Below are 20345 nucleotides of genomic sequence, written 5' to 3' on the forward strand. Positions count from 1 at the left end.
GCATGTACGGCCTTGGTCTGGATGGGCTGTGCTGCCGAACTCAGTTGTAGGACGTCCAGACCGTCTTGAGTCCGACGTACTTGTCGAGGGCGTGCAACGAGAGGTCCCGGCCGAATCCGGACTGCTTGAACCCACCGAAAGGCGTCGTCACACTCAGAGCGTCAACTGTGTTGACCGATACCGTTCCCGCGTGCAGCGCGTCCGAAATCCGATGTGCGCGTGAGAGGTCGCGTGTCCACACGGATGCAGCCAGCCCGTAGCGGCCGTCGTTCGCCAGCCGGACCGCCTCGGCCTCCGTGCTGAAGGTCAGCACACCGAGCACCGGTCCGAACAGCTCCTCATCGACGATCCGGTCCCCGGGGCGCAACCCGGTGACGATGGTGGGTTCCAGGTAGGCACCCTGACGCGCGCCACCGAGTATCACCTTACCGGTGGTGGCCGCGATGACGTCGTGGACGGCCACCGCCGCAGGCTCGTCGACCATGGGGCCGAGTCGGGTTTCGGGATCGAGTGGATCACCGGATTTCCAGGAGCCGACGGCTCGCTTGAGACGCCCCAAGAAGTCCCCGGCCACGCTGTCGTCGACGATCAACCGTGTTGTGGCAGAACACACTTGACCGGCATTGGCGCAGAATCCGAACGCAGCCAGCTCGGCGGCACCGTCGAGATCGGCGTCGTCGAAGACCACCACGGGACTCTTGCCCCCGCATTCGAGCCACACTTGTTTGAGGTTGGACTCACCTGAATAGGTCAGGAAGCGTTTACCCACCTCCGTGGACCCGGTGAAGACCAGCACGTCGACGTCAGGATGGCGTCCCAGCGCCTGCCCTGCGGTCTCCCCCAGCCCGGGAACGACGTTGAGCACGCCGTCCGGGATCCCGGCTTCGGCGGCGAGTTCGGCGAGCAGCAGCGCCGACTGCGGTGACTGTTCGGCCGGCTTCAGCACCACGCTGTTGCCGACGGCCAACGCAGGGGCCAGTTTCCAGCCCGTGATGTCGAGGGGAAAATTCCACGGCACCACCGCACCCACCACTCCCAGCGGGGTGCGGCGAATGGTGGCGAAGTTTCCCGGCGGCACCGGGGCCACCTCGTCGTAGATCTTGTCGAGGGCCTCGGCGTACCAGGCGAAGCAGTCCGCGGTGGCCGGAACGTCGACACCGTAGGTGTCCGAGATCGGACGTCCGACATCGAGGGTGTCGCAGAGGGCAAGTTCCTTGGCCCGAGCCCGGATGAGATCGGCAAGCGCGAGCAGTCGCTTCTTGCGCTCGCCGAGCGCGAGCCTGGACCACCTGCCATCCTCGAAGGCGTTGCGTGCCGCCGTGACGGCCAGGTCCACGTCGGCCTGGCGGCATTCGGCAACGTGAGCGACGACCTCACCCGTGGCAGGGTTCACATCGGCGAACGTCTGCCCCGACTTGGAGGCCACCCAGTCTCCATCGATGAACGCCGCGGTCCGCGGGGTGAACCGTTGCGCTTCTCTGACCCATGCGGCGTGATCCATCACAGCTCATCATCCTTCACAGTGCTCGTTGGCGACGCCGTCGTCGGTTGCGCTTGTCACGCGGTTGAACGAATGAGACTGCAGCACTGCCGGTTCGGCCACGCTCGCCTGAGGAACACGCCACTTTCGAGGCGGCAGGTCGCAGTCTCTTCCCGGTCAGTGTGGCGGCGATGAGAGGATCTGTCGAGATGGATCTACCGGTCTTCTTCATCGAAATTTCCAATGCAATGCGTTTGTCCTGGCAATCGGCACCACGACGACACAACACTGTCCGGCCCGAATTGCACGGACGGCGACGGCGCGCCACAGTGGTGGCCGCGCGACCGAACGGGCGCGATTGACATCTCGAAGGAGCGCCCGTGGCTGACCAGCCGATCGGACCCGAGCACGATGCCGATTTCATTGTCGTCGGCGGTGGCACGGCCGGGTGCCTGCTGTCGACCCGGCTGGCCGAATTGGGTTGGACGGTCACGCTTGTGGAGTGGGGACCCGACGACGAGGACGAGCCTCGGGCACGCGACCTCCGCCGTTGGGACGAGATGCTGGAGGGCGAATACGACCTCGACTATCGCAGCAAACCCAATGCCCGCGGTAACTCCGACATCCGGCTTGCACGCCTTCGCATCCTGGGCGGATGTTCCACCGCCAACACCATGATCGCGTTCCGCCCCCTCCGACGGGACCTCGAGGAATGGGTGGAACTCGGCGCCGCGGAGTGGGAACCGGACACCGTGCTGGCGGCCTACGACAGATTGCGCACGCCGATCCAGGCGGTGGCCGACGCCGATCGCAACCCCTTTGTCGCCGACGTGGTGTCGAGCGCTGTCACCGCACTGGGCATTCCCGAGCGCTCTACGTGGAATGATGGAGCGCTGGACGAATTAGCCTCCGGTGCAGGTTTTTTCGAGGTCGGTTATGTTCCCGGAACGCATCTGCGCTCATCGACCTCCATCTACTACGTGCACCCGGCCAGAGCGGCGGGCAACGGCCCCACTGTGCTCACCGGTCACCGGGTAGTGCAGATCCTGGTGGACGACGCGGCGCCGGAGTGCGAGGCGCAACCTCGAGCGGTCGGAGTTCGGGTGCGCGCGGCCGACGGCTCGACCGCCACACTGCACGCCTCACAGGAGGTCGTCGTCTGCGCCGGTGCCATCGACAGCCCGCGGCTGCTGCAATTGTCCGGCATCGGTCCCCGCGCGGTTCTCGAGGCGGCCGGTGTCCCCGTACGCGTCGACCTTCCGGGGGTGGGTGAAAATCTGCAAGACCACGCTGAAGGCCTGGTGGTCTGGGAATCGGTCCGCAAACCCCCGTCAACCTGTGCAAGCGGGTGGGATGCCGCGGCGATCGTCGACATCGACGGCGACGGGCGGCCTGAGGTGCACATGCATTTTCCCGTGGAACCGTGGGCAGTGCACGCCGAGACGTGGCGAGCCAGGCACGGCGAGGCTCCGCTACCGGAGAACATCGTCGCGATCGCCCCGAACGTGGCGCGTCCGCTGAGCCGTGGGCGGGTGTGGATCGAATCCGCCGACGCCGACCAACCTCCGGCAATCGACTTTCGCTCCTTCAGCGATCCCGACGGGCGCGACGAAGAGGTCCTGTTGGCCGGTGTCCGGATGGCCAGAGAGATCGGCAACCACGAGCCCATGCGGTCGTGGCTGGTCCGCGAGGTCTTCCCGGGCCCGGAGGTCGTCGGAGACGAGGAACTGTCCCGCGTTGCCCGGGCCACCCACCAAACCGTCTACCACCCGAGCGGGACGTGTCGAATGGGTCGCGACGACGACCCGGATGCCGTCCTGGACAGTCGGTTGCGCGTGCGCGGCGTTCGCGACCTACGGGTGGTCGACGCGTCGGTGTTTCCCACGCTGACGGCCAACAATCCGATGGTGACGGTGATGGTGGTCGCCGAGCACGCGGTGGCACTCATCGCCGCAGACCACGGTCGACCGTTGGCCTGACCAGCCACCCAAAGGTGACATCTCCGGGTCATCGCCATGTCTGAACCACAGCGCGGGCGGTCTCGGCGAACGCACTGACCTTGCGGTGAGAACGCGTCTCCGGGTGCGTCGCCAGCACGACATCCAGGCTCGGTGGATCACCGGAAAGCGGCCGCACGCAAAGCTTTCCGCCGTCATAGGTGACATCGAACACCGGCCGTTGGTTGAGCAGTGCATAACCGTGTCCGCGCGCCACCATTGCTCGTACCGCCTCGAAGCTGTCCAGTTCGTAGGTGATGCGCGGGCGCAGCCCGCGAGAGGCGAAGGCATCCAGGAAGTACTCACGGCTCAGTGGCATGTCGAGCAGCACCATGGGCTCGTCGGCAAGGTCCTCCAAGTGCACCGTGTCGGCCCGTGCCAGGCGGTGGTGCTCCGGCAGAGCCACGTGCAGGGGAGCAACCAGCAGGACTTCCTGCCGCAGTGACGGGTCGAGGCCGAGATCGTAGGTCAGCGCGACGTCGACCCGCCGCGTCATCAACGCATCGCTGACCTCCCCGCCGGTCATCTCGCTGATCTTGGGCCGCAGTCCGGGGTGGTTAGCGTGCAGGCGGGCAATGAGTTCGGGAAGCAGGAACGGGGCCAGCGTGCGGAAACAGGCCGCGTGCAGTTCGCCCCGAATCTTCTCCGGACTCGCCGCATCGATGGCGTCGCCGACCATCGCAAGTATTGCCCGGGCCCGCACCAGGAAGTCGGCGCCGGCTCGGGTCGGCCGCAGCGGTTTGGATCGCTGGCGCACGAAGAGCTCCACGCCCAGCGCTCGTTCGAGCGATCGAATGGACATCGACACCGCCGATTGCGCAACAAAGGCTTCCCGCGCCGCCACCGTCATACTTCCCGTGTCCGCCACCAGGACGACGTAGCGCAGTTGGGTCAGGGTGACATTCGCGGCATCCTGCAATCCCGCGTCCAAGATGGGCGAATCCCCCGATGTGACGTGCGCTGCAGTGGAGTCTGGGTTTGTTGACATGTCGTTTACTTCCGATCCTTCGCCGCGGCAGCGCATTACGCGCGGATTTCGTCGCAATGAGCATTACGTTGCATCAGTTTTGTTGATTCACCCGTGCAGTTTCCGATGGTTGCACAGCTCATCCTCAACAAAAAAGATCATTCTCAGTTCAGTCGAGGCACAGAGGAGTCACATGCACGTCGTAGTCGACCGGGTCACATGCAGGGGCTACGGCAATTGCCTGATGAACGCCGAGGACTACTTCGATCTCGATGACGACGACGTGGTCGTCGCGCTCAAGGACTCGGTCGCCGCACAGGACGTCACCCGGGTCACCGCTGCCGTCGAGAGCTGCCCGGTGGCCGCACTCAAGGTGATGCCGTGACGCAACGGGTGGTCGTGGTCGGTGCATCGGTTGCCGGTGTGGCATTCGTGCGCAGTATGCGCCACTTCGGCTGGTCCGGTGACATCGTGATGATCAGCGATGAGGGTGAGCTGCCCTACGATCGTCCGCCGCTGTCCAAAGCGATCTTGGCCGGTACCCAGGACGGGGCCGATATCCGTCTCCTCACCGACACCGACGTGGCCGATCTCGGGATCGACCTCCGGCTCGGTGTTTCGGCAGCAGGGCTTGACCTTTCCGGCCACGAGGTGCTCACCACCGCCGGGCCGGTCTCCTACCAACACCTGGTGATCGCGACCGGAGTGCGCGCACGACCGGCCCCCGGCCCGTCCGTCGTCACGTCCCTGCGCACGATGCGCGACGCCGACCTGATCCGACAGGCGCTGCGGCGGCACCACGATTTGTTGCTCCTCGGAGCAGGTTTCATCGGTCTGGAGGTAGCCGCCGCGGCCGTGCAGGCCGGAGCCCGCGTCTGCGTCGTCGAACGCGAACACAGGATCCTGGCACGATCGTGCAACCCGGCTGTCGCGGCACGCATCGAGACGCTTCACCGAGACCGCGGCGTCCGATTCATCACCGGCCGCGGTGTCCAGGCTGTCACGGGTCGCGAAGGCGCGTACGTCGTCCGACTCGACGACGGCAGTGAACTACACAGCCCGCTGGTGGTCGCCGGCATGGGCAGCGTCCCGAACACCGAGTGGCTCAGTGATTCTGGACTGCTCCTGGACAACGGGGTGCTCTGCGACGAAGTCGGTCACGCAGTGGGAGGCGGATCACGCATCCACGCTATCGGCGACGTCTCGGCGTGGCGTCAGCCCTACGGCCGGAGAGTCGAACACTGGACCACCGCGGTCGAACAGGCGCGAGCAGTTGCGGCGCGCCTGGCCGGTGTCATCCCGCCCGCCGTCGACCCCGTGTCCTTCGTATGGAGCGACCAGTACGACTGGCGGCTGCAGTTCGTCGGGGACGCGGGCGGCGACGCCGACTGCACCATCGTCGATTCTGCTCGCCGCGCTGATTCGTTCGTCGGGCTCTACCACCGGGACGGCACGGTGATCGGGGCTGCCAGCGTCAATTGGGCCAAGGCCACCAATCAGATCCGCAGACATCTGGCGGCAGGCCTTTCGCTTGCCGACGCCGTGGAGCTGATCACGCCGACGCCCCCGGTGCGCGCATCGATTGACCACCAAACTCTTACCTACCAGGGAGCTTCCTCATGACAAGCCTGACAGATCCCACCGTTCGCGCCATCACCGATGTCAACCCCGGTGTCACCCTTGCCGATCTGGAAGACGACCCCAATCCCATCTACCGCCGGCTCCGGGACGAGTACCCGGTGGCCTACGTGCCGGATAGCCGCCTGGTCATCCTGACCACCTGGGATCTGTGTGAGCAGGCCGGCCGTGACGTGTCCCGGCTGGCGGCCGCGCAACAACCGTTCAGTACGTCCTACGGCGTGCCCAACATCCTCAGCATGGACGGGCCCGAGCACAGCAAACTGCGCGACGCCATCAGCCCGCCTTTCCGGCCGCGGGCGGTCAAGGCCAGGCACGACGAGCTGTTCCGCGCCGTGGCCAGGAACTGGATCGAGGCTGTCCGCGATCGAGGCCAGGCCGACCTGGCCACCGACGTCCTCGAACCGATCAGCCTCGATGTGATCGGCGCGCTACTCGGTCTCGACGACATCGACCAGGCCACCCGGAAACGGTGGTTCAACACCTTCGGCGCCTATCTGGTGGACACCGGGCGCGATCCCGAGGTGGCCGCCAGGGGCGAGGCGATGAAGGTCGAACTGCGGCAGTACCTGGAACTGCGCGTCCAGGCGATGTCGGACCAGTCTGAGCGCAATGCGCTGTGGCATCTGTTCCACAGCGGGCTCGAACCCGGACAGCGCCGCACTATCGACGAGGTGATCGCCACTGTCGCGGTGTTGATCGTCGGTGGCTTCCAGGAGCCGGGCCACGCCATCGCGGCAAGCCTGCTCGGCATCCTGCCCAATCCCGACTACCGCACCCGAATGGCGGCAGATCCAGAAGCGTGGGCCCAGAAAGCCTTCGAGGAAGGCCTGCGCTGGCTGCCCCCCTTCAGCGTCGTCGAACGCGACGTGGTCGAAGACGTGATCTACGGTGACGTCCTGATTCCGGCGGGAATGAGCGTCGGCATCGTCATGGGCGCTGCCAACCGCGACCCCAAACGGTGGGATCACCCAGACGAATTCGATCTCGACCGGCCACGCCAGAACCACATGACGTTCGGCTACGGGGCCCACTTCTGCGTCGGGCACACCGTGGCCCGCGGCCTCGGACAAGTGGTGCTGGAAGAGCTCTTCCGAGAGCTACCCAACCTCCGTCCCGACCCCGACCGACCAGCGCGGGTGCAGGGCTGGAAGTCCCGCGGCCCGGTGTCGCTGCCAGCGGTGTGGGACGTCTGATCCGGCCACCTTTGTCCGCCTAGCGCGGAATCCGGAGCACCAGGCGCCCGACCCGGGCGCTCTGTTCGTCATGCCATCAACCAGTTTCAGAACCCGTAAGGAGGACCAATGATTGAACAACCCGCCGATCAGCGCACCACCGCCGATCAGCACGTGCCGGAGTCGGTCGCTGCGATCGAGTATCGCACCGTGGACCGCATCCCCGAGTCCGAGCGCCACGGCCGGATGCGGGACCTGTTCACCATCTGGTTCGGTTCCAATCTGATGTTGCTGACCGTGGCTACCGGGGCGCTGGCCACCGCGGTCTACGGGCTGTCGATCTGGCCTGCGCTGGCGGCCCTGGTGCTGGGCAACGTGGTCGGCGGAGTGGTGATGGCGCTGCATGCGGCACAAGGACCATCGATGGGCGTGCCCCAGATGCTGCAGTCAAAGGCCCAATTCGGCTCACTCGGCAGCCTGGTGGTGGTTCTCCTGGTGCTCCCCATCTACTCCGGGTTCTTCGCGTCCAATCTGGTACTCGGCGGCGCCTCGTTGTCCTATGTCGTTCCCGCGATCGGACCCAACACAAGCATCGTCATCATGACCCTGCTCAGTCTGGTCGTCGTCGTAGTCGGTTATCGGTTGATCCACAGCTTCAGTCGCGTGATGACCGTGCTGTCCGGTCTGGCGCTGCTGTTCGCCTTTGTCTGGCTCTTCGGTGTGAACGGGTTGCCCGCTGACGCCCTGTCGGGCGGCGCCTTCGGGTGGGTGGGCTTCACGAGCACCGTCTCCCTTGCGGCACTCTGGCAGATCGCTTACGCCCCTTATGTTTCCGACTACACGCGGTACATGCCGACCGCCACCGGAACCAAGCCGGCGTTCTGGGGCACATTCCTCGGTTGCGTCCTCGGCTCACTGCTGCCGATGATCCTGGGGGCCATCCTGGGACTGGCCTTCCCCGACTTGGACACCGTCTCGGCGGTCATCCAGGCCACCACAGGGATCGCTGCGCCGATCGTCGTGGCGCTGGGAATAGGAATCGCCTGCACCAACGCGATGAATCTGTACTGCGGATCGCTGGCCCTGCTGACCGCCGGCAACACGGTGTGGACGCAATGGCGCCCGCACGCCACGAGCCGGGTCTGGGCGGCGGTACTCCTGGGCGGCTTCTCCTGTGTCCTGGCCATCGTCGGCAAGGACGCCTTCCTGGCGAACTATTCGAACTTCCTGCTGCTGCTGATGTGCATCCTGATTCCCTGGACTGCAGTAAATTTGGTGGACTACTACGCCATCAGGCACGGAAACTACGACATCGATTCGCTGTTCGCCGCCGACGGCGGGATCTACGGTCGGGTCAACAGCAACGCCGTCCTCTGCTACGTGGTCGGCATCCTGGTCCAGATCCCGTTCCTGTCCAACGCACTGTTCACCGGGCCCGTGGCCAAAGCGATTCAGGGCGTGGACATCTCATGGATCGTCGGCCTTGCTGTGGTCTGCCCGCTGTACTACTTTCAGGCACGTCGCAGCCGCGCGCACACGGCCTGAGACAACGGCCAACCCTGCCGCAGCACGGAACCCCCAAGCCACCGAGCCCGCGGCCGCATAAGATCTGTTCGTGGATGCGGAGGGCTCACGGTGGCGGACTACACACTTCGACAGCTGGAGTACTTCGTCGCGGTTGCCGAAGCCGGTAGCGTGACACAGGCCGCATCCGCGGTCCATCTGTCCCAGTCTGCGATGTCAGCCGCCTTGGCCGATCTCGAAAAGGGGCTGTCGGTGCAGTTGCTGGTGCGCCACCACGCCAAAGGCATCAGCCTCACCCCGGCGGGCAAAGAGCTGTTGGTTGCCAGCCGACAGCTGCTCGCCTCAGCAGCAGACCTCCGCACCATCGCACATGACCTGGGCACCTCGTTGAACGGTTCACTGTCGATGGGTTGCTTCGAGGTGGTGGCGCCCTATCTGCTTCCGGAGCTCATGTCCGTGGCAGCAGAAAAGCTACCTCGCCTCCACGTGCACACCAGCGAGGTCGACCTCGCGGATCTGGCCGAAGGGGTGGCCGACGGGACGTTCGAACTCGGCATCGGCTACGACCTCGTCGACGACCCCCGCCTGAAGCGCTGGCCGTTGTTCACGTTGCCGCCCTACGTTCTCGTGGGAGGTACACACCGGTTGGCCAAGCGGAAGAAAATAAGCCTGGTCGATCTGGCTGATGAACCCATGGTGTTGTTGGACCTGCCCCATAGTCGCGATTACTTCCAGAGCGTCTTCGCCGCCGCGGGCGTGGTACCGAATGTGCGGTACCGCTCGACAACCGTGGAGACGTGCCGCGCACTGGTGGGCCGAGGCCTTGCGTACACGATTCTGAACCTTCGCGCCGCCGTCCCCACAGCACTGGACGGACACCCTGTGGTCGCCATTCCGATCAGCAACGACGTCCCTAGCCTGACTGTGGTCCTGCTTCATGCTGTGGCTGCGCGGCTGACCCGGCGCGCCAGCGTCGTTGCCGAGTTGTGCCGTGATCTGTTCGGTGACTCACGACCGCGGTGATGAACCTACCGTCTCCCAAGTATTGAGCGATCGCCTCGGCTGCCATGGACGTCGATCTCCACGAGTGCAGCGGCTGGTCGCGACCCGGCGTTCGATAAGGACTGTTGACAACGCTGCACCTCGGACAGCAACTTTCATTGAAGCGATCGACTTCGAACGGTGGCGCAGATCACGTGACAAACGTGCGTGAAATTTAACTCTGGGAAAGTTAAATACTTGCATTCCCGTGCGATAAAGCTCGATTTTGATGCTGAAATGCGGTGTCCTACAGTCAATTTCGAGGTCATGATCCCGATGTGCAAGGAGTTAAGAGTGTCCGGTAGGCCGCCGATCTACAACGGGTTTCTTCACCTGACTCCGAACCACCACAGCCACGGGTACTGGCGTACCCCCGAAGGGCAGGTCCAGTACGGGTACAAGGACCTCCAGCCCTACGTCGATGTGGTGAAGACGCTCGAGCGCGGCAAGCTCGACACGCTGTTCATCGCTGATGTGGTCGGTGTCTACGACCTGGATTATGTCGGCAACAACGGAACAGTCCGGGCCGGTTCGCAGTTCCCCGAGAACGACCCCGCAGCCCTGGTGTCAGTGCTCGGGTACGTGACCGAACATCTCGGAATAGCACTGACCAGCAACATAATCCAAGACCACCCGTTCTCCTTCGCCCGGAAGCTGTCCACGCTCGACCACTACACCAACGGACGGGTGGCGTGGAACATCGTCACGTCGTATCTATCCAACGGGTTCCGCAACTTCGGCTACGACGACATCATCAGCCACGACCAACGGTATGCCTGGGCCCAGGAGTACGTCGACGTCACCTTCAAGCTCTGGGAACACTCCTGGGACGACGGCGCTGTGGTCCAGGATCCATCGACGGGCGTCTACTTCGAACCCACCAAAATTCACACTATCGACCACGCGGGCGAACGGTACCGCGTGCAGGGGCCGCACCTCGTCGAACCGTCACCGCAGCGGACGCCCGTGCTTTTCCAGGCCGGAAACTCGGCTGCCGGAGCCGAATTCGCAGTCCTCAACGCCGAAGTCACGTTCCTGCCGTCCATGACGCCCGACAGTGCACGCAAAGACGTCGAGGCGCTCGCGCAGCGTGCCCGTGCGGCCGGGCGCGATCCGAAAACGCTCAAATCGCTGGTGCAGCTGTCGACAGTGATCGGCTCCACCGAGGAGGAGGCCCGCCGCAAGCAGCAGTACCTCCGGGACAACATCGACTTCGGTGGCCTTGTCGGCTTCTACAGCGGCGGCTCTGGCATCGACTTCACCTCGATCGACCCCGAGACCCCGCTGTCCGAACTCAAGGAGCGGATCGAACTCGGTGACCACGTGCGCTCCATCTTCCGCGCCGCGGTCGAAGCCGATTACGGGCGTGGCCGGGACCTGAGCTGGCGCGAATACCTGATCGACCACGCGCTGCTGCCCGGCAAATTCGCCGGTACCCCCGAACAGATAGCGGACCTGGTGCAGGAATGGGTGGACGCGGGGGTCGACGGTTTCAACGTCGTGCCGATCACCAGCCTCGGGTGGTGGGACGAATGGGTTGACCACGTGGTACCGGTCCTACAAAAGCGGGGGCTCGCCCAAACCGAGTACGCCCCGGGCACCCTGCGCCAAAAGCTCTTCGGTAACGGTGACCGGCTGCCGGAAAACCACCACGGCCGCCGACTGACGCTTGCGCAGTCAGCAGGTGCCCGGTGAGTGCACATGCGTTCACCGAAAAGTTCGCCGACATCGCCGCCTCGGCGGCCACGCGCGACGACGAGCGGCTGCTGCCCGTCGACGAGCTCAGCGACCTGGGCCGCGCCGGCCTTGGCGCGCTGCGGGTGCCCACCGAGTTCGGCGGAGGAGGCCGCAGCGTCGTCGATCTGACCGAGATCCTGATCGACCTCGCGGCAGCGGACTCCAACCTGGTCCAGGCACTGCGCTCGCATTTCATCTTCACCGACGCCCTGGCGGCCGCGGCGCCATCACCCGCACGGGACCGGTGGTTGCACCGCATCGGCGACGGGGTGCTGCTTGGTGGCGCCCACACCGAACGCCACAGCGCCAACACCGACCGGTTCGCCACCACGCTCACCACCGATACCGAGGGCCGCTCCCTGCTCAACGGCGTCAAGTTCTACAGCACCGGGTCGCTGTTCGCGGAGTGGATCGTGACCAACGCCGAAAGCGCTGACGGATTGGTGACCGTGCTGGTCAACCGACACGCCCCCGGAGTCACCCTGGTCGATGACTGGGACGGGTTCGGGCAAAAGCTCACCGCCAGCGGCACCAGCCGATTCGAGAACGTCGTCGTCGACCCCGACGAGCAGCTGCCGGCACTGGACATCGGAAGCTACGGAACATCTTTCGCCCAACAGCTGCACCTGATCGCCCTGGCCGGGATCGCCCGTGCCGCCCACGACGAGACCGTCGGGTACGTCCGTGGCCGGGAACGGTACTTCGCCCAAGGCACCGGCCGCCAGCCACGGTTCGACCCGCTGGTCCAGGAGATCATCGGTGAACTCAGCGCAGCGGCGTACCTGGCCGCCACCCTGGTTCGCGACGTGGCACGCGCCCTCGACCGGCTGGCAACACAGATCTCGGCCGGAGGCGCAACCGGTGACCTCGAAGATCACGTGGAAGTGTTGGTGTACCGGGCCCAGGTCCTGATCATCAAAGCTGTGCTGGACGCGACCACCCGGTTGTTCGACGTCGGTGGCGCTTCGGCGCTGAGCACCTCGAAACGATGGGACCGGTTCTGGCGCAACGCCAGAACGCTGTCCAGCCACAACCCAGTTTCGTATCGGCTCGCCTCGATCGGCGACTTCGAGCTCAACGGCACCTCTCCCTTTCGGGCGTGGTTCAGCGGAGTCGATCTGCGCGACCGTGTCACCCCTGTGGCCGCTGACCCGCGGCCCTGACGATTCATCACGAAGGAACATCTCATGAAAAGAACACCAACCAGCAAGCTGTTGGCCGCCGGCGCCGCGGCACTTTCGGCCATCACGCTCGCTGCCTGCTCATCGGGCACCACAGCGGATTACGGTGAGACCAAAGGTGACACCAGCGTGAAACTGGCCGTCGTGGTGGCCAACTCGAACCCGTGGAACACCGAGTACGGCGAATCCTTCAAAGCCGCCGCCGAACAGCTCGGCGCCACCGACGTCCGGGTGCTCAACTCCAACGGTGACGCGCAGAAGCAAAGCGAGCAGATCGACTCCCTGCTGAACGCGGGTTACAAGGGCATCGGCCTCAACATCCATTCCCCGAACTCCGCCGAGCTGTCTCGCCGATTCGCCCAGCACAACGCGTATTTCGCCAACATCTTCCAGAACGAAGAGTGGAAGACGGTCTGGGATATCCCCGAGCAGCGCCAAGTGTCCTACGTCTCGCCCAACTACTACCAATCCGCGGTGGAGGCTACCGAGACGCTCGCCGAAGCGCTCGACGGCAAAGACACCGAACTGATCGCCCTTGCCGGAAACCAGAGCCCCTTCACGATTTCCAACCAGGCGTACCTGGGACTGACCGACACGCTCAAGAAGCACCCCAACATCAAACTGGTGGGCAACGTCGACACCGAGTGGACCGCCGAGACCGGCCAGCGCAAGGTCGCAGACCTGTTGGCCAGCAACCCGAATGCGTCGGCGTTCTTCGCCACCGACGCCGCCGACGTCGAAGGTGCCGTCGCCGCGATCCGCGCCATCGGCAAGGAACCAGGCAAAGACGTGTTGATCGTCTCCGCACACTCAGCGGGTGTCGTACCCCAGTACGTCCAGCAGGGGCTGGTGCTCACCGCCGCGGCCATGCCGGGGAGCTGGACCGGGTACCAGCAAGCCGCCCAGCTGTTCGACGCACTCAACGGAAAGTTCCCCGGTGAAGGTTTGCGTCAGCTCGAGCTGACCTTGCCGCTGATCACCAAGGACAACGCCACTGACTTCCTGACCCGCTACAGCAGGCCCGTGGGCGAGCAGCTCAGCGCCCGCAAGATCTCGCAGGTGTATTCCGGTGACAACTGGGACCTGCAGGCCATTTACACACCGATCACCGACCTGCCCCACCTGTGGCCCATCTCCAGCCCGCCCAGAGGCTATGCCGAGAACCCCACCTTCGTCGAGCTCCGTGACTCAGGTGAACTCGAGAAGGCCGAACAGACGCTGGCCAGCCACGACAAGATCAATCCCTTCGATCCCGATCCGGATCTGAACAGCTGATGACTCCTCTGGCCCCAACCGACCTCGCCCGGGTGGAATTGAGCGGACTCACCAAGGTCTTCTCCGGCGTGACCGTGCTCGACGACGTCACCGCCACCCTGCACCAAGGGGAGATTGTCGGGCTGGTGGGAGAGAACGGTGCCGGCAAGAGCACCCTTCTCAACATCTTGTCCGGGGTGTTTCCCGCTTCGCGTGGCGACGTGATCATCAACGGCGCGGCCGTGACGGTTCCGAACTACCGCGCTGCCAACCAACTCGGTCTGTTCCGCGTCTACCAGGACATCGCGCTCGTCGAGTCGTTGACCGTGGAAGAGAACCTGCTGCTGGGCTGGGAGCAGCAGATCGGCGGCCGGCTGGGGCTCATCGATCGCCGGCAACGCCACGACATCGCTGTCCGGGCATTGGAAACCCTGGAGCTGCCCGCACGGTTGGCCGCGGCCACCGTGTCGGGGTTGTCGGTCAGCGTGAAGCAGAGTCTCAGTTTCGCGAAGGTGCTCGCCGCCATCGACCTGCTGCAGGTCGACAGACCGGTGATCTTCCTGGACGAACCGACCACCAGCTTGGACAAGCAAAGTGAGACCAGGTTCCTCGCCGTGGTCAGAGACCTCGCCGACCGCGGTGCCACGGTCGTCTTCGTCTCGCATCTGCTCGAGGAAGTCCTCGCGCTCACCGACCGGGTGCTCGTCCTCAAAGACGGCCAACTGGTGGCCGAGCGCCCGACCGACGGCCTGACCGAGGAAGACCTCCACCGCCTCATGGTGGGCCGGGTGCGCTCGGAGGTGTACTACCGCGAGAACCTCCAAGGCGAGTTCGCCGGACAAGCCCAGGGGCCTGTGCCGGCTTTCGAGATCCGCGACATGTCCCTGCGACCGGATCGGGAGCCCATCGAAATCGACCTCGCGGCAGGTGAAATCGTGGGGCTGGCCGGGCTCGAAGGGTCAGGCAAGAACGAGATCGGGGCGCTGGTGGCCGGGGTCACGAGATCGCAGCACGCGGTGACCCTCGACGGTGCGCCGATCCGCTACGGTTCGGTGCGCCAGGCAGTGCAGGCCGGAATCGTCTACCTGCCACAGGACCGCGCCACCTCGAGTTTGTTCGCCGAGAAGAGTCTGTTGTTCAACCTGGTGATCGGCTCGCTGCACGACCTCTACGGACGTCGGTGGGGCACCGTGAAACAGCGGCTCGCCGCCGAACGCTCCCGCCGCCTACTCACCGAATACGCGGTGAAGACAACAGGATTGGCGCAACCCATCGGCGAGCTGTCGGGCGGCAACCAGCAGAAGGTCATCATCGCGCGGTGGCTGCACCGCAAACCCAGACTCATCGTGCTCGACTCACCCACCCAGGGCGTCGACACCGGATCGCGTGAATCCATCTACGAAGCCATCCGCGCCGCCGCCGCGCAAGGCAGCGCGGTTCTGCTGATCAGCGACGACCTGCCCGAATTGATCGGGCTCTCCGACCGCGTGCTCGTAGTCAAGGATTCGCAGATCGCGGCCACCATCGCGTGCCCGGTCGGCGCCAAGCCGCAAGAAGACGACGTCGTCCCGTACATGTTCTGAAGGGAACCGCACTGTTATGACCATCACCGACACAAACCCACCCGAACAGACCCCCACCGAAGAACGCACCACCGCGAGCCGGGGACTCGGGGTGCAGTTGCTCGTCCGCATTCTGCCGCCCCTGGTGCTGGTCGCCCTGGTGGTGTACTTCAGTATTGCCCGCGACACCTTCTTCACCGTGCAGAACTTCGTGTCCATGGGCAGCTCGGCCGGTTACCTGCTCGCCGGTGCGCTGGGCCTGACGTTGGTGGTCCTGGCGGGAAGCATCGATCTTTCGGTGGGTGCGACGGTGCTGCTGACGGCCGCAGTGGTGGCCATCGCGAATCGTGAACTGGGGGACGTCTTCTGGGTGTCGGTGGCGTTGACGTTCGCCGTGGGCCTGGTGGTCGGTGCCATCAACGGGGCGCTGACGGTACTGGGGCGGCTGCCGTCGTTCATCGTGACACTGGGAACGTTGTCGGTGTTCACCGGTCTGGCCCTCACCCTACTCAAGGGGCAATCCGTCTCGTTCTTCGCGCCAAGTCTCCTTGCTCTGGTCAACACCCAGATCGTCCCCGGTGTCACCGGAACCTTCCTGATCGGGGTTGCACTGTTTGCGCTCAGCTGGTTCCTCACCCGCAAAACACGCTTCGGCCTCTACGTGTACGCCATTGGGGCGAACGAGAAGGCCGCCCACCTGGCCGGCGTCAACGCCCGGTCGCTGCGCTTCTGGCTGTTCGTGATGTCGGCGGTGTTCGCCGCCGTGTCCGGTCTGCTGGTGGTCTCCGGGCTGCAGGCCGGAGGGCCGACGCTGGGCACGTCGTTCATGCTCGACGCCATCGCTGCGGTAGCCGTCGGAGGTACCTCGCTGTGGGGTGGCAGCGGCGGCGTGGAACGAACGCTCGTCGGCGTCCTCATCCTGGTCGTTCTCTCCAGCGGGTTGAATCAGCTCGGCGTCCCGGATTTCACCCAGACCATGATCAAAGGCGCGGTGGTGGTGATCGCAGCCACCCTCACCATCGTGGGTCGGCGCGAACAGATAGTGAAGTGACCACTAAGTGATGGCGCAGTATTCAATGTCGGCTCTCGTGTTCAAATGGCTCCAGCTACCGACATGGTGTTTCGTCGCGTGACACGCGCGTTGACTTGTCCGCAGGCAGCCGTAGTGAAGGCCGGGCAACCGCACGGACCCATGGTGACAGCGCCGCATTCAGGCGTCGTCCTGGGAAACCCACAGCCGCAGGCGTTTTCGGATGTTGAGGCATCAGCTGGTACGCGCAGCAGGGTAGGCTCGCGAAACGTCGGTCGTGTGAAAACAATCGAACCCACGCGGTACTGGATCGTCACGGTCGCCGCCACGGGGTGGTCGCCTTTCCCTCGCGGGCGTTCACCGGCATCCGGGAACTAGTGCCGCGTTGGTCTGTGGCTCGCTGCTTTGGACTGCACGCAGTCGAGCCACGGAAGTTGACGATTCTCACTTGAATGCCCAATTGGGCATCGCCTGGATATTCAGATGAGAATTGGCCATTTAACTCGAGAAGCCACAGCAACAACAACGAACCGGTCACCGACCGCTAATAATATGTAGTTTCTCATTTTCGATGTCCACCGACGATCCTCTGACCAGCACAGGTCGACGGCGTCTCACGTCGTGTCCACCCGACTTTGTCTCACGTCCGTGTCCCAAATTCGGGACTGTTGTCCGGACGCGGGTCCCGTAGGATTAACCGGGCCCTCGACCGTCGTCACGAGAACTCTTAGCAAGCCGCCATCGGCAACGTGGATGATGAGGTGCGCGCGGGTCCGCATGAGCCCAAAGCTACGAGCGGGTATGTCGTCGATGACAGCGCGGCCAAGGGCAGCGGCCTTGATCACTATGAGAGATCGCGTCTAGTAATTAGATAAGATTGTGCACAGCAACAGGTTTCGCCCGTGTGGCATGTAGTGCGCCTGTCCGTGTTGTCGCTAGCCGCGTCCGATCATCGCGAACCATCGCTCGAACTGGCGAAGGCTATCCGTGGATCAGGATCGGGAGTGCCATTCGGCATCACTCGGAAGATCCAATAAGTGTCTTCTTGCGCTGAGGAGTACGCAAACTGGTGTGTCACAGCACTCTTCGGAGGCCATCGACCAGCATCGCGGTTCTCGATGCGCGGGCGACCCGTCAGCTGTCAGTGTGACTGTCGAGAGAGAATGCAGCCAGCGCGACGAAGACAGTCAGTCTCCGCTCGGGGTCACTCAGGATCGGACCCGTCACGGATTCGATACGAGAGATTTTGCTGCGCAGCGTGTTCGGATGGACGAACAGTCGGCGCGCAGATTCGGCCACGTTACAGTCAGTGGCGCGAAGCGTCCGCAATACCCGGCGTTGTTCCAGGCTCTCACTGCCGGCCCCGGCGATGGACCCCAGTGTCTCGGCGACGAAAGTCCGGCGTGCATGTTCGGGTAACTGGTACAGCAACGCCAACACCCCGAGGTCCCGGTATCTGGTGAGCCGGTTGATCGCCCCGATCGACCGGCCGACAGCCACTGCCCGCTGCGCCTGCCGGAACGAACTGGGATAGCCCCGCGGTTCATCGACCTCGGCCCCGACACCGACCGCGACGGGTGCTTTGACCGCACGGCTGAGCGCACGCTGGAAGGACTCCAGGTCAACGGAGGCTCCGATCAGCACAACGGCCAGTCCACTCTTGACCAGGGTTATCGCGGTGGGGTCGAATCGTGTTGCCACCGGCGCGATGTCGTCACGCAGCCGCGCCAGGCCACCCATGTCGATGGGGACGTTGAACGGTTCCACCGCCAAGAAGACCACAGATTTGTCGCTGAACAGGGACAACCGCCTGCTGCGGCGCACTGCTTGCTCACGTTCGGCCAGATCGTCGCCGAGGATCAACTTCAACGACCGGGTGGCTTCCACTGCCCGGTCGTCACCATCTGACTCCGCAGTCCTGGTGTGCATCGACAACACCGGGCGCACGGCGTCGATCAGGCGCCGTTCCTGTTCCCCCAGTGGGGTCGCCCGATCGACCTCGAGCGCGGTCCGCGGGCCCACCCGGATGACGTCGTCGGATGCGGTGCCCCGCAGCGCCCGAAGACAGCATCGAGCCCCGAGAGCCGTACCGAGCATTTCCAGAATGGCCGCCAGGTCATCGGCGACCGCCAAGACCCGCGCTGCGAACTCGCCGAGATCCGGGAGCGCCGCGTCTGGTTGCTGCGGGGTGCAGAGAGAGCGCACGGCCGCCGCGACATCGGCCGAGCCGTCGCGATCCCACAGCACAGCGACGTTGGCCCGCTCGGCGAGTTCCATCGCAGCGGGCGGAGGGTTGACCGGCCGGCTGGGCGACACCACCACCGCCGCGGGCCGGGCCGCGAGCACCTCGGTCAGTAGCAGCGTGAGATCCGGAAAGGGGCCGCCGGCGCGGGCGGACTCCCAGCGCAGGTGCACCAGTTCGGTCGCTGTCCACGGTCCCGCAGCACCATCTGCCACACCGCTCACCACAGCGTCGGTCGTCGCCTGACTCGTCACCACCGGTAGCACCAGTACCGCCGCGACGTCTGCGACGGTGACGGTCTCAGCGCTGCGCATCGCCGTTTGCAGAGGCATCCGCCATCCTCTTGGACGTCACGACCGGCACCACATGATGCACAGTAGTCGGATGACCACAGTGCCGCCGATCGACTTCACACAGGCATGCGGACCTGCCCGCGCCGACCGGCTCCGCCAGTTCGAACTGCTGGACACCGCCCTGTCCACGGTGGGCTATGCGCGCCTCGACGCGCACGGGTTGACGCCGTCGGCCACATCCGCCCTTTTCGACGTCACGAAGGCGTTCTTCGACCGGCCCGACTGCGAAAAGGCCGAGGTCGCACAACCCAGCCCGGAACAGGTCAGGGGCTGGTCCGGGGTGGGTTCGGAGGGTATCGCGTACTCGTTGGACGAGGAGTCGCACGGCGATCTCAAGGAGAAGATGGACATCGGCCCGATCGGGGCGCCGGTCCTCGGCCAAGCCGGTGCCGCCGAGATGGCATTTCCCAATCTGTGGCCGACGCAGCCTGTCGAATTCAGGGCAGAATGGGAGCAGCACTACCGGCGGATGCAGCGCATCGGCGCCGGTCTGCTGGCGTTGACCGCTGAGGGTTTCGGCATGCCGCGCAACCACTTCGAGTCGATGTTCGATCGCGAGATGAGCATGCTGCGCGCCCTGCACTATCCACCGCAGTTGGAGACGCCGTTTCCCTACCAGTACCGCGCGGGCACCCACACCGACTACGGTGCGTTCACCATCGTGTGTGCGGAGTCCACGGCCGGCGGCCTGCAGGTCTTCGACCGGGACGGCGAGTGGCTCGACGTCACCACAGCGCCGACCAGCCTCGTGGTTCTGGTCGGAGACCTGCTCGCCGAATGGACCGACAATCGCTGGTCGGCAACCGTTCATCGCACCGCCAACCCGCCGCGTTCGGTGGCGTTCGGGGGCACCAGGATGGCCTTTGCCTACTACCAGCATCCCAATTACGACGCCGTTGTCGAGGCGTTGCCGACCTTGCGCGGATCCGACACCGGACTTCGGCAGGAGTTGATCGCGGGGCTGCACCTGCGCGAGAAGTACGTACGGCAGACCACGTTCGGTCGGACTGCGCCACACCACTGACCCGCGGTAACGAACACACCACTCAGCATTTCCCCGGCGTTAGGGATTGTTTCCACGACGTTTCCACTGTGACCGGCGTACACCATTGGACGCGACAACCGGTGGCTTCGGCATCTTCATCTCGAATCCATTCGGGGACA

At 64.7% G+C, this 20345-nt stretch carries 15 protein-coding genes; 12 read left to right on the plus strand and 3 right to left on the minus strand.

Going from position 1 to position 20345, the window contains the following annotated elements; genetic code table 11:
* Positions 1-40: 40 nt before the first annotated feature.
* Complete coding sequence (locus tag AC3A6P_RS31690; RefSeq protein WP_487696346.1) at positions 41-1501, minus strand: aldehyde dehydrogenase; 1461 nt, start codon at positions 1499-1501, stop codon at positions 41-43.
* Between the two features lie 359 nt (positions 1502-1860).
* On the opposite strand from AC3A6P_RS31690, the gene AC3A6P_RS31695 reads away from it, so the two are divergent.
* The gene (locus AC3A6P_RS31695) at positions 1861-3459 is read left to right on the plus strand and encodes a GMC family oxidoreductase (RefSeq protein WP_487696347.1); all 1599 of its coding nucleotides are present in this window, start codon (positions 1861-1863) and stop codon (positions 3457-3459) included.
* A 28-nt stretch (positions 3460-3487) separates the two neighbouring features.
* Here AC3A6P_RS31695 and AC3A6P_RS31700 read toward each other — a convergent pair whose 3' ends face one another.
* Positions 3488-4465 carry a LysR family transcriptional regulator gene (locus AC3A6P_RS31700; protein ID WP_487696348.1) on the minus strand — a complete coding sequence of 326 codons (978 nt, stop codon included), beginning with the start codon at positions 4463-4465 and terminating at the stop codon, positions 3488-3490.
* A 172-nt stretch (positions 4466-4637) separates the two neighbouring features.
* Between AC3A6P_RS31700 and AC3A6P_RS31705 the strand changes: the two genes are divergently transcribed.
* From AC3A6P_RS31705 to AC3A6P_RS31750, 10 genes are all read left to right on the plus strand, one after another.
* Positions 4638-4829, plus strand: a complete 192-nt coding sequence (locus AC3A6P_RS31705) for a ferredoxin (protein ID WP_487696349.1) — start codon at positions 4638-4640, stop codon at positions 4827-4829.
* Positions 4826-6067, plus strand: a complete 1242-nt coding sequence (locus AC3A6P_RS31710) for an NAD(P)/FAD-dependent oxidoreductase (protein WP_487696350.1) — start codon at positions 4826-4828, stop codon at positions 6065-6067. Before AC3A6P_RS31705 ends, AC3A6P_RS31710 begins: the two co-directional genes overlap by 4 nt.
* The gene (locus tag AC3A6P_RS31715) at positions 6064-7278 is read left to right on the plus strand and encodes a cytochrome P450 (RefSeq protein ID WP_487696351.1); all 1215 of its coding nucleotides are present in this window, start codon (positions 6064-6066) and stop codon (positions 7276-7278) included. The genes AC3A6P_RS31710 and AC3A6P_RS31715 overlap by 4 nt, the downstream gene beginning before the upstream one ends.
* A 108-nt stretch (positions 7279-7386) precedes the next feature.
* The gene (locus AC3A6P_RS31720; protein ID WP_487696352.1) at positions 7387-8802 is read left to right on the plus strand and encodes a purine-cytosine permease family protein; all 1416 of its coding nucleotides are present in this window, start codon (positions 7387-7389) and stop codon (positions 8800-8802) included.
* A gap of 90 nt (positions 8803-8892) precedes the next feature.
* Positions 8893-9804 (plus strand): LysR family transcriptional regulator, encoded by a 912-nt coding sequence (locus AC3A6P_RS31725; protein ID WP_487696353.1) that lies wholly within the window; start codon positions 8893-8895, stop codon positions 9802-9804.
* 312 nt (positions 9805-10116) lie between these two features.
* Positions 10117-11517 (plus strand): NtaA/DmoA family FMN-dependent monooxygenase, encoded by a 1401-nt coding sequence (locus tag AC3A6P_RS31730; protein WP_487696354.1) that lies wholly within the window; start codon positions 10117-10119, stop codon positions 11515-11517.
* Positions 11514-12722 (plus strand): acyl-CoA dehydrogenase family protein, encoded by a 1209-nt coding sequence (locus tag AC3A6P_RS31735; RefSeq protein ID WP_487696355.1) that lies wholly within the window; start codon positions 11514-11516, stop codon positions 12720-12722. The genes AC3A6P_RS31730 and AC3A6P_RS31735 overlap by 4 nt, the downstream gene beginning before the upstream one ends.
* Positions 12723-12746: 24 nt before the next feature.
* On the plus strand, positions 12747-14015 hold the full coding sequence (locus AC3A6P_RS31740) for a sugar ABC transporter substrate-binding protein (RefSeq protein WP_487696356.1): 1269 nt from the start codon (positions 12747-12749) through the stop codon (positions 14013-14015).
* Positions 14015-15577, plus strand: coding sequence for a sugar ABC transporter ATP-binding protein (locus tag AC3A6P_RS31745; RefSeq protein ID WP_487696357.1), 1563 nt, complete (start codon positions 14015-14017; stop codon positions 15575-15577). The genes AC3A6P_RS31740 and AC3A6P_RS31745 overlap by 1 nt, the downstream gene beginning before the upstream one ends.
* A gap of 16 nt (positions 15578-15593) precedes the next feature.
* Positions 15594-16607: an ABC transporter permease gene (locus AC3A6P_RS31750; RefSeq protein ID WP_487696358.1), complete on the plus strand. Its 1014-nt coding sequence runs from the start codon at positions 15594-15596 to the stop codon at positions 16605-16607.
* A 1113-nt stretch (positions 16608-17720) separates the two neighbouring features.
* On the opposite strand, the gene AC3A6P_RS31755 is transcribed toward AC3A6P_RS31750, so the two are convergent.
* The gene (locus tag AC3A6P_RS31755) at positions 17721-19160 is read right to left on the minus strand and encodes a PucR family transcriptional regulator (protein WP_487696359.1); all 1440 of its coding nucleotides are present in this window, start codon (positions 19158-19160) and stop codon (positions 17721-17723) included.
* Positions 19161-19212: 52 nt separating this feature from the next.
* On the opposite strand from AC3A6P_RS31755, the gene AC3A6P_RS31760 reads away from it, so the two are divergent.
* A complete protein-coding gene (locus tag AC3A6P_RS31760) occupies positions 19213-20205 on the plus strand; it encodes an isopenicillin N synthase family dioxygenase (protein ID WP_487696360.1) in 993 nt (330 codons plus the stop codon).
* Positions 20206-20345 lie beyond the last annotated feature (140 nt).

Source organism: Mycobacterium sp. Soil_C_30 (assembly GCF_057656995.1).